Here is an 11,797-nt window from a genome sequence, read left to right on the forward strand (position 1 = left end):
CCGCGGGGGTCGGGCCGGGGCGGCGGTCGGTGGCCTCCCGCCGTCGGCGGGAGGCGGTCGCGAAGTCAGTGCACCGAGCGCAGCCAGTCCTCGATCAGCCCGGCGACGGTGGCGGCGTGCTCCTCCATCACGGTGAAGTGGTCGCCCGGGCCGTCCACCGCGGTGTGCGGCAGCGGCCAGGACGCCTGCACCGCGGCACCGACCGGGGCCCGGCCGCCATCCGCCGCGGGGGCGGTCAGCGGGTCCGCGGCCCGGACCAGCAGGGTCGGCGCGGAGATCGCGGTGGGCCGGCGGCCGGTGAAGAGCCGCAGGTAGCCGCCCATCGCGGTGAGCCTGGCATCGTCCATCGGCACATAGCCGCCCTCCCGGGCGAGCATGGCCCCGGTCAGCACCGGCAGGATCTGCGCCGCGACACCCAGACCGGCGACGCCCGCACCGACGACGCCCGCACCGACGGCCGCGTCGGCGTCCTCGTCGGCGTCCTCGTCGGCGTCGGAGTGCCGCTGGTCCCCTCCGTCCGCGTCCCCGCCGGCCGCGCCGGTGAAGGAGTAGGTGTCCACCAGGACCACGCCCGCCGGGCCGCTGCCCAGCTCCTCCAGCCGGGCCGCGGTGGCCTGCGCCAGCAGCCCGCCGGTGGAGTGGCCGAGCAGCACGAACGGCGCTCCCCCGGTGGCCCGCAGCACCGCCTGGGCGCCCAGTTCGAGCATCGCCTCGGCCGTCTCCGGCAGCGGCTCACCCTCCAGGTAGCCCGGCAGCGGCAGCGCCAGGACCTCACGCCGGCCTCGGAAGGCCGCCGCGATCCGGGCGTACTGGTGCGGGCCGGAGATCGCGAGCAGCGAGGGCAGGCAGACCAGCACCGGCTGCTCGGGCCCCTCGGCCAGTCGGAGCAACTCCGGTGCCAGCTCGGTCGCTTCGGCCTGCGCGAAGGCGGGCCGGAAGCGCGAGGCCGCGAAGAGCAGGGCCATGAACTCCTCGCTGCGCCCGCTCCCTGCGGCGCTGCGCAGCATGGCCGTCATGGTGCCGGCCGGCCGGCTCTCCGGTGCCTCGCTCGTCGCGCTCGCGGCACCCTGGCCGGCCGCCGACTCCAGCTGCCGGTTCAGCCGGGCGGCCAGCAGCCGTGCGGTGGGGTGGTCGAAGAGCAGCGTGGCGGGCAGCCGCAGACCGGTCGCCAGAGCGAGCCGGTTGCGCATCTCCACCGAGGTCAGCGAGTCGAACCCGAGCTCCAGGAAGGCACGTTCGATGTCCACCGCCTCCGGGCCCGGGTGGCCGAGCGCCGCGGCGGCATGCGCGCGCACCAGGTCGAGCAGGATCGCCTCGCGCTCCGGCCCGGTGCGGCCGGCCAGCTGCGCACCGAGCGCCCCGGCCGACTCCTGCTGACCGGCGGCGGCCCGGCGTGCCGGCACCCGCAGCAGGCCGCGCAGCAGCGCCGGCACCTGCCCGGTCACCGCGGCGTGCGCGCGCAGGCCGGCCAGGTCGAGCTTGACCGGCACCAGCAGCGCCTCGTCCAGCGCGTCGGCGGCGTCGAACAGCGCCAGGCCCTCGGCGAAGGAGAGTGGCGCCACCCCGCCACGGGCCAGCCGCTGCCGGTCCGCCTCGCCCATCTCGCCGGTCATCCCGCTGCCGGTCTCCCACAGGCCCCAGGCCAGCGAGGTCGCCGGCCGGCCCTGCGAGCGCCGGTGCTCGGCGAGCGCGTCCAGGAAGGCGTTGGCAGCAGCGTAGTTGGCCTGCCCCGGGCCACCGAAGACACCGGCCACGGAGGAGAAGAGCACAAAGGCGTCCAGCTTCTGATCGAGCGTCAGCTCGTGCAGCAGCCAGGCCGCGTCGACCTTCGGGCGCAGCACCCGGTCGACCCGCTCCGGGGTGAGCGAGACCACGGCGCCGTCGTCCAGCGCACCGGCCGCGTGCACCACGGCGGTCAGCGGATGCTCGTCGGGCACCGAGGCGAGCAGCTCGGCCATCGCCGCGCGGTCGGCCGCGTCGCAGGCGGCGAACCGTGCCTCGGCCCCGAGTTCGGCCAGCTCGCGCCGCAACTCGGCGGCCCCAGCGGCCGCCTCACCGCTGCGCGAGACCAACAGCAGGTGTCGCACGCCGTGTTCGGCGACCAGGTGACCGGCCAGCAGGCGGCCCAACTCGCCGGTGGCACCGGTGAGCAGCACCGTCCCGGCGGGGTCCCAGCCGGGACGGGCCCCGGCGGACTCGGCGGGCTCGGCGGGCTCGGCGGACTCGGCGGACTCGGCGGACTCGGCCGGCAGCGCGATCCGGGTGAGCCGTGGAGCGATCAACCGGCCTTCTCGGATGGCGAGTTGGGGCTCATCCAGGGCGCAGGCGAGGCCCAGTGCGGCGGCGGACTCCCCGGGCTCGTCCAGGTCGATCAGGACGAACCGGTCGGGGTTCTCGGTCTGCGCGGTCCGCAGCAGGCCCCAGACCGCGGCCGACGCCAGGTCGGCCACGCCCTCGCCGGGCCGGGCGGCCACCGCACCACGGGTGGCCAGTACCAGCCGCGCGTCCGCGGTGCACTCCTGCGCGAGCCAGCCCTGGACCAGCTCCAGCACCCGGTGCACCGCCTGATGCGTCGCCTGCACGATCCCGGCTCCAGCTCCAGCTCCAGCCCCAGCTCCGGTTCCGGGAGCGGCGGGCGGCGGGCAGCAGGCCAGCACGGTCGCCGGCATCGGCGCCCCGGCGGCGACCGCGGCCGCCAGCGCGGCCGGGTCGGCGTAGCCGGTGATTCCGGTGCCGAGCAGGCCGGTCGCCCAGTCCTCGGGATCCGGCCCGAGCAGCGCCCAGTCACCGCCGGGCGCGGTGGACTCGGCGGGCGCCGCTACGGTGACCCACTCCCGGCCGAACAGGGCGTCACCCACCCCGCCACCCGCGGCACCGAGCTGCTCGGGCGAGACCGGGCGCAGCGCGAGCGAGTCCACGGCCGCCACCGGGGCGCCGGCCGCGTCGGCCAGTTCCAGCGCGATCGCGTCCTCGCCCACCGGTCGGATCCGGGCGCGCAGGTCGGTCGCACCGGTGGCGAAGAGACGGACCCCGCTCCAGGCGAACGGCAGGCGCCCGCCACCCGTGTCCGCGACGATCCCGCCGAGTGCCAGGGTGTGCAGCGCGGAGTCGAGCAGCGCCGGGTGCAGGCCGAAGGCCTCGGCCTGCGGCCGGCACTCCTCGGGCAGGGCGAGCTCGGCGAAGATCTCGCCCTCGCGCCGCCAGGCGGCCCGCACGCCCCGGAAGGCCGGACCGTAGGCGAAGCCGAGGGCGGCGAAGGTGTCGTACAGGTCGTCCACCGCGACGGGTTCGGCGTCCAGCGGCGGCCAAGGCGCCGACGTGACCGACGTGACAGCCGGGACAGCCGGGACTGCCGGGACTGCCGGGCCAGCCGGAGCGGCGGACAGCTCGCCGGTGGCGTGCCGGGTCCACGGCTGGTCGAGCGGCGCATCCTCCGGCCGCGCGTGCAGGGCGAACCGGCGCCGCCCGGCGGCGTCCGGCGTGCCCACGGTCAGCTGCACCTGGACCCCGCCGCGCTCGGGCAGCACCAGCGGCGCCTCCAGGGTCAGCTCCTCCAGGCGGTCGCAGCCGACCTGGTCGCCGGCCCGGATCGCCAGGTCGACGAAGGCGGTGCCGGGCAGCAGCACGCTGCCCAGCACCGCGTGGTCGGCCAGCCACGGATGGGTGTCCAGGGCGAGCCGGCCGGTGAACAGGTGACCGTCGGCGTCCGCGAGGGTGACCGAGGCGCCGAGCAGCGGGTGCTCCGCCGCGCCCAGTCCGGCCGAGGAGACGTCCCCGAACACCCCGGCGTACGGCTTGGGCCAGTAGCGCTCGCGTTGGAAGGCGTAGGTCGGCAGCTCGATCCGCCGGGCGCCACGGTCGGCCAGGAAGCCCGCCCAGTCGACCGCGACCCCCCGCACATGCGCCTCCGCCAGCGAAGCGAACAACCGCTCCAAGCCGCCCTCGTGACGACGCAACGTACCGAACGCCACCGCATCCCGCCCGGCCGCCTCGATACCCTCCTGAACCGCCATCGCCAACACCGGATGCGCACTCACCTCGACGAACGTCCCAAAACCGTCCGCCAACAACGCCCGCACCGCACCCTCGAACTCCACCGTCGCCCGCAGGTTGGCGTACCAGTACTCCGCATCCAACCCGGAACCGTCCACCACCTCACCACTCACCGTGGACAACAGCGGCACCTGCCCGACGCGCGGCTCGACCCCCGCCAACAGCTCCAGCAACTCCACCCGGACCGACTCCACCTGCGCCGAATGCGAGGCATAATCCACCGGCACCCGACGCGCCCGCACCCCCTCCACCGCACACGACGCCAACAACTCGTCCAACGCCACCGGCTCACCCGACACCACCACCGACGACGGCCCGTTCACCGCCGCCACCGACACCCGCGCCTCACCCCACACCGCCAGCCGCTCACGCACCTCCGCCACCGGCAGACCCACCGACACCATCCCACCCAACCCCGCCAGACCACCCGCAATCACCCGGCTACGCAACGCCACCACCCGCGCACCATCCTCCAACGACAACGCACCAGCGACCACCGCCGCCGCGATCTCCCCCTGCGAATGCCCCACCACCACACCCGGACGCACACCCGCCGCCCGCCACACCTCCGCCAACGACACCATCACCGCCCACAACACCGGCTGCACCACCTCCACCCGCTCCAACGCCCCCGCATCACCCAGGACATCGAGCAGCGACCACCCGTCCACGAACGCCGCCAGCGCCGCCGCACACTCCGCCATCCGCGCCGCGAACACCGGCGAGCACTCCAGCAGCTCCACCGCCATCCCGACCCACTGCGAACCCTGCCCCGGGAAGACGAACGCCACCCGCCCCGCCGAACCACCCACCCCACGCACGACCTCCGCCGCTACCCCGCCCGAAGCCAGCGCCGCCAACCCCCGCACCGCCGCCTCGCGGTCACCCGCGACCACCACCGCCCGGTGCTCGAACGACGCACGGGTCGTCACCAGCGAGGCCGCGACGTCCAGCAGCCCCACCCCGGGCTCCGCGTCGAGTCGGCTCAGCAGCCGCCCGGCCTGGTCGCGCAGGGCCTGCTCCGAACGGGCGGACAGCACCCACGGCGCCGCCGTCCCGGTTACCGGCGGTGCGGCGGCCGGCGCGGCATCCGTGGTCGGCTCCGCGTCCTCGGGCGCCTGTTCGAGGATCACGTGCGCGTTGGTCCCGCTGAAGCCGAACGAGGACACCGCGGCCCGGCGCGGCCCGCCGGTCTCCGGCCAGGGCCGGGCCTCGGTGAGCAGTTCCACGGCGCCGGCCGTCCAGTCGACGTGCGGGGTCGGCTCGCCGATGTGCAGGGTGCGCGGCAGCACGCCGTGACGCATCGCGAGCACCATCTTGATGATCCCGGCGGCACCGGCGGCGGCCTGGGTGTGCCCCAGGTTCGACTTGACCGAGCCGAGCCAGAGCGGCCGCTCCGCCGTGTGCTCGCGGCCGTAGGTGGCGAGCAGCGCCTGGGCTTCGATCGGGTCGCCCAGCGGCGTGCCGGTGCCGTGCGCCTCGACGGCGTCGACCTGGTCGGCCGACAGGCGGGCGTTCGCCAGCGCCTGGCGGATCACCCGCTGCTGGGCCGGGCCGTTCGGCGCCGTCAGACCGTTCGAGGCGCCGTCCTGGTTGATCGCCGAGCCACGCACGACGGCGAGCACCGGGTGCCCGTTGCGCCGGGCGTCGGAGAGCCGCTCGACCAGCAGCATGCCCACGCCCTCGGCCCAGCTGGTGCCGTCCGCGTCGGCCGAGAACGGCTTGCAGCGGCCGTTGGCGGCCAGCCCCCGCTGGCGGCTGAACTCGATGAACGAGGTCGGGGAGGCCATCACCACCGAGCCGCCGGCCAGCGCCAGCGTGCACTCGCCGGTGCGCAGCGCCTGGGCGGCGAGGTGCAGGGCGACCAGTGAGGAGGAGCAGGCGGTGTCGATGGTGACCGCCGGGCCCTCCAGGCCGAAGGTGTAGGAGATCCGGCCGGAGGCGACGCTGCTGGAGCTGCCCGTCCCGACGTAGCCCTCCATCGCGTCGGCCGACTGCATCAGCAGGGGGGCGTAGTCGCCGTACATCACGCCCGCGAAGACGCCGGTCCGGCTGCCCTTGACCGAGGCCGGGTCGATGCCGGCCCGCTCGAAGGCCTCCCAGGAGGTCTCCAGCAGCAGCCGGTGCTGCGGGTCGATCGAGATCGCTTCGCGCGGCGAGATGCCGAAGAAGCCCGGGTCGAAGAGGCCGGCGTCGTGCAGGAAGCCACCCTCCCGGGTGTAGGAGGTGCCCGGCCGCTCGGGGTCGGTGTCGTAGAGCGCCTCCAGCGGCCAGTCACGGTCGGTGGGGAAGCCGGAGACCCCGTCCACCCCGTCCGCCACCAGGCGCCACAGGTCCTCGGGCGAGGCGACCCCGCCGGGGAAGCGGCAGGCCATGCCGATGATCGCGATCGGGTCGTCGTCCAGCGGCGCGACGACCGCGGCGACCGCGGCGGGCAGGGTGCCGAGCAGTTCCTCGCCCAGCAGTTCGGCGATGGCCAGTGGGTTGGGGTGGTCGAAGACCAGGGTGGCCGGCAGCCGCAGGCCGGTGACGGCGTTCAGACGGTTGCGCAGCTCGACGGCGGTGAGCGAGTCGATGCCGAGGTCCTTGAAGGCCCGGTCGGTCTCCACCGCGTGCGCACCGGCATACCCCAGCACGTGGGCGGCCTCGGTGCACACCAGCTCCACCAGTGCGCCCGCCCGGTCGGCCTCGGGCAGGGCGGCCAGCCGCTGCGCCAGCGCCGAGCCGCCCGCACCGCCGGCCGCCTCGGCCGCGCGGCGGATCGGCCCCCGGACAAGGCCGCGCAGCAGGTGCGGCAGCATGCCCGTCTCCGCCATGCCGCGCAGGCCGGCCAGGTCGAGGCGGATCGGGACGTAGCTCGCGCCGCCCAGCGCGGTGGCGGTGTCGAGCAGGGACAGGCCCTGCTCGGAGGTCAGCGCGCCGACCCCGCCGCGGGCCATCCGCTGGGTGTCCGGGCTGCTCAACTCCCCGGCCATGCCGCCGTCCTCGGCCCACAGGCCCCAGCCGAGCGAGGTCGCGGGGAGGCCGGCGGCCCGGCGCTGCTGTGCGAGGGTGTCGAGGAAGGCGTTGGCGGCCGCGTAGTTGGCCTGGCCGGGGTTGCCGAAGACACCGGCGGCGGAGGAGAAGAGGACGAAGGCGGTGAGGTTCTGATCCTTCGTCAGCTCGTGCAGGTGCCAGGCCGCATCGACCTTGGGGCACAGCACGGTGGCCAGCCGCTCGGGGGTGAGCGAGGAGACGATGCCGTCGTCCAGCACACCGGCGGTGTGCACCACGGCGGTCAGCGGGTGCTCCAGCGAACCGAGCAGCGCGGCGAGGGCCTGCCGGTCGGCCACGTCACAGGCCGCCAGCGTCACCTCGGCACCCGACTCCCGCAGCTCGGCGGCGAGTTCGGCCGCACCCACGGCCGCCGCACCACGACGCGACACCAGCAGCAGCCGCCGCACCCCGTGCCCGGCCACCAGATGCCGCGCCACCAGCGCACCCAGCGTCCCCGTCGCACCCGTGACCAGCACCGTCCCATCCGAGGCCGGCGCCAGGACAGGCGCCAGAGCAGGCCCGGCGTCGGCATCGGCGGTGTCGGTGGCGGTGTCGGTGTCGGCGGTGTCGGTGACCGGCACCCTGGCCAGCCGGGGCGCGTACAACGCCCCGTCACGCAGGGCGAGTTCGGGCTCGCCCGTGGCGAGCGCGGCCGACAGGGCTTCGCGGGAGAGGTCCTCGCCGTCCAGGTCGAGCAGCATCAGGCGGCCGGGGTTCTCCGCCTGTGCGGAGCGGAGCAGGCCCCGGACGGCGGCCGCCGGGAGGTCGGTCACCGTGTCCTCGTCCCCGGTGGTGACCGCGCCCCGGGTCAGCGCCACCAGCCGGGTGTCGGCGAACTCCTCGGCAGCCAGCCACTGCTGCACCAGCGCGAGGGCCTCGGCGGTGCGCCGGTGGGTGGCCGCAGGCAGGTCGGGCCCGGCCGGCGCGGTGAAGGAGGCGATCAGGGTCCGCGGGAGCGTGGCTCCCTGGTGGGCCGCCGCGACCGGCGCGTCGAGGTCGGCACAGCGGGCGTCCAGGTCCGGGCCGAGGTCGGCGGCGGCGCCGAGCACCGCCCACGGTGCGCAGTCGTCGGCCGCGGGCGCGGTCGGCAGCGGGAGGAGGTGCCAGTCCAGCCGGAAGAGCGACTCGTGGTGGGCCGTGCGGCTCGCCGCCAGCTGCTCCAGCGCCACCGGTCGCAGCACCAGTTCCGCCACCGAGGCCACCGGCGCGCCGGTGCCGTCGGCGAGGGAGAGCGAGACCGAGTCCGGCCCCTTCGCCGCGATCCGCACCCGCAGGGCGACCGCACCGGCCGCGTGCAGGGTGACACCGCTCCAGGCGAACGGCAGCCGGGCCTGACCGGTGTCCGGCAGGACGCCGCCGATACCGATGGCGTGCAGCGAGGCGTCGAGCAGCGCCGGGTGCAGACCGAAGAAGGCGGCCTCGGTCCGGTTGGCCTCGGGCAGCTCGACCTCGGCGAGCAGCTCGCCACCGCGTCGCCAGGCCCGGCGCAAACCCTGGAAGGCCGGTCCGTAGCCGTAGCCGGCGGTGGCGAAGAGGTCGTAGAGCGCGTCGACCGCGAGCGGCTCGGCATCCGCCGGGGGCCACACGGCGGGCTCGAAGGGCACCACCGCCCCCGTGCCCGGGGCGAGCAGGCCGGTGGCGTGCCGGGTCCACGGATCCTCTGCCGGCGAGTCCTCGGGCTGTGAGTAGAGGTTGACGGTGCGTCGGCCGGAGTCGTCCGCGGTGCCGACCCAGAGCTGCACCCGGACGGCGCCCTTGGCGGGCAGGATCAGCGGCGCCTCCAGCGACAGCTCGTCCAGCAGCCCGCAGCCGACCTGGTCGCCGGCCCGGATCGCCAGCTCCACGAAGGCGGTGCCCGGCAGCAGCACGGTGCCGGCCACGGCATGGTCGGCCAGCCACGGGTGGGTGTCGAGGGCGAGTCGGCCGGTGAACAGGTGACCGTCGGCGTCCGCGAGGGTGAGCGAGGCCCCGAGCAGCGGGTGGTCCGCCGCGCCCAGTCCGGCCGAGGTGACGTCGCCGATCCAGCCGGTCAGCGGCCGGGGCCAGAAGTGCTCGTGCTGGAAGGCGTAGGTGGGCAGTGCGATGCGCCGGGCGCCGGCGCCCGCGAAGAGGGCCGGCCAGTCGACCTTGGCGCCGCGTGCGTGCAGCTGGGCGAGGGCGGCGGTGAAGGTGTCGGCCTCGGGGCGGTCGCGGCGCAGCGCGGGGGCGAACACTGCCTCGTCCTCGGCGGTCACGCAGGCCTGGCCGAGGGCGGCGAGGGTACCGTCCGGGCCCAGCTCCAGGAAGCTGCGAACGCCCTGGCCCTCCAGCGCCGCGATCGCGTCGGCGAAGCGGACGGCCTCGCGGACGTGGCGCACCCAGTAGTCGACCGTGGCCAGGTCGGCCGACCGGTCGAGCGTCGAGACGATCGGGATCTTCGGCTGGTGGAAGGTCAACTCCGAGGCCACCGCGCGGAACTCCGCCAGCATCGGCTCCATCAGCGGCGAGTGGAAAGCGTGGCTGACGGTCAGCCGCCTGGTCTTGCGGTCCAGCTTCTCCGCCAGCTCAAGGACCGCCGACTCGGCACCCGAAAGCACCGTGGCTGAAGGCCCGTTGACGGCGGCGATACCCACGTCGGAGCGGTCGGCGAGCAGCGGCAGCAGCTCCGCCTCGCTCGCCTGGACGGCCACCATCGCTCCACCGGCGGGCAGTTGCTGCATCAACCGGCCACGCGCCGCCACCAGCCGCGCGGCATCGGCCAGCGAGAGCACACCCGCCACGTGCGCGGCGGCCAGCTCACCGATCGAGTGCCCGGCCAGGAAGTCCGGCCGCACACCCCAGGATTCGACCAGGCGGAACAGCGCCACCTCCAGCGCGAAGAGCGCCGGCTGGGTGTACTCCGTCCGGTCGAGCAGCTCGCCCGCGTCCTTCAGCGGCGTCTCCAGGTACCGGTCCAGCTCCGCGCGGACCGCGTCATGGGCCGCCGCGAACACCGGGAAGGCGGCGTGCAGTTCCGCACCCATGCCGGCGCGCTGACTGCCCTGACCCGCGAAGAGGAACGCCGTGCGCCCCGCGGAGCCGGCCCGCCCGAGCACGGCCCGCGGCGCGGACTCGCCGCGCGACAGCGCCGCCAGTGCCCGGCGCAGCTCCTCGCGGTCGCCGCCGACCACGGCCGCGCGGTGCTCGAAGGCGGCGCGGGTGGTGGCCAGCGAGAAGGCGACGTCCAGCGTGGACAGTTCGGGTTCGGCGTCCAGCTGGGCGAGCAGCCGCTCGGCCTGCCCGCGCAGCGCCTGCGGCGTGCGGCCGGAGAGCAGCAGCGGCGGCGTGTGCCCGACCACGGCGGGCGCGGCCGGCTCCGTGTCGGTCTCCGGCACCTCTTCGGTCTCCGGTGCCTGCTCAAGGATGATGTGCGCGTTGGTCCCGCTGAACCCGAAGGAGGAGACGGCGGCCCGGCGCGGTTCGCCGGTCCGCGGCCAGTCCCGCGCCTCGCTCAGCAGCTCGACCGCGCCCGCCGACCAGTCCACGTGCGTGGACGGCTCCCCGACGTGCAGCGTCTTCGGCAGCACCCCGTGGCGCATCGCCATGACCATCTTCATGATCCCGGCGGCACCGGCGGCGGCCTGGGTGTGGCCCAGGTTCGACTTCACCGAGCCGAGCCAGAGCGGCCGGTCGGCCGGGCGCCCCTGGCCATAGGTGGCGAGCAGTGCCTGGGCCTCGATCGGGTCACCGAGCGAGGTGCCCGTGCCGTGCGCCTCGACCGCGTCGACCTGGTCGCCGGTGAGGGCGGCGCCGGCCAGCGCCTGCTTGATGACCCGCTGCTGGGAGGGTCCGTTCGGGGCGGTCAGGCCGTTCGAGGCACCGTCCTGGTTGACCGCGCTGCCACGGACCACCGCGAGCACGGGGTGCCCGTTGCGCTGGGCGTCCGAGAGGCGCTCGACCAGCAGCATGCCGACGCCCTCGCCCCAGCCGGTGCCATCCGCGTCGTCCGAGAACGGCTTGCAGCGCCCGTCGGTGGCCAGGCCCCGCTGTCGGCTGAACTCCACGAAGGTGCTGGGCGTCAGCATCACCGTGACGCCGCCCGCCAGTGCGAGGGTCGACTCGCCCGAACGCAGCGACTGGCAGGCCAGGTGCAGGGCGACCAGCGAGGAGGAGCAGGCCGTGTCGATGGTCACCGCCGGACCCTCCAGACCCAGCGTGTAGGAGACCCGGCCGGAGGCGATGCTGCCGGAGGTGCCGGTCCCCAGCTGGCCTTCGAGGCCCTCGATCGACTGCTGGAGCACGGCGCCGTAGTCGTTGTACATCACACCGACGAAGACACCGGTCCGGCTGCCCCTGAGCGTGGTCGGGTCGATGCCCGCCCGCTCCAGCGCCTCCCAGGAGGCTTCGAGCAGCAGCCGCTGCTGCGGGTCCATCGACATCGCCTCGCGCGGCGAGATCCCGAAGAAGCCCGGGTCGAACACCCCCGCCCGGTCCAGGAACCCGCCCTCGCGGGAGTAGGAGGTGCCGGGGTGGTCCGGGTCCGGGTGGTAGAGGTTCTCGGTGTCCCAGCCCCGGTCCTCGGGGAAGAACGAGACCGCATCCCGGCCGCCCGCCACCAGGTCCCACAGCCCCTCCGGCGAGGCCACCCCGCCCGGGAACCGGCAGGCCATGCCCACGATCGCGATCGGCTCGTGCTCGCCGTCCTCGAACTCCTTCAGCCGGCGACGCGTCTCGTGCAGATCCGCGGTCA

At 75.3% G+C, this 11,797-nt stretch carries 1 pseudogene; it reads right to left on the reverse strand.

Annotated elements, in window-relative coordinates:
- Positions 1-65 precede the first annotated feature (65 nt).
- Positions 66-11,795, reverse strand: a pseudogene (locus ACFZB9_RS17735) (type I polyketide synthase); the annotation flags it as partial.
- Positions 11,796-11,797: the final 2 nt, after the last annotated feature.

It is taken from the genome of Kitasatospora sp. NPDC008050 (assembly GCF_042957465.1).
Classification (GTDB): Bacteria; Actinomycetota; Actinomycetes; order Streptomycetales; family Streptomycetaceae; genus Kitasatospora.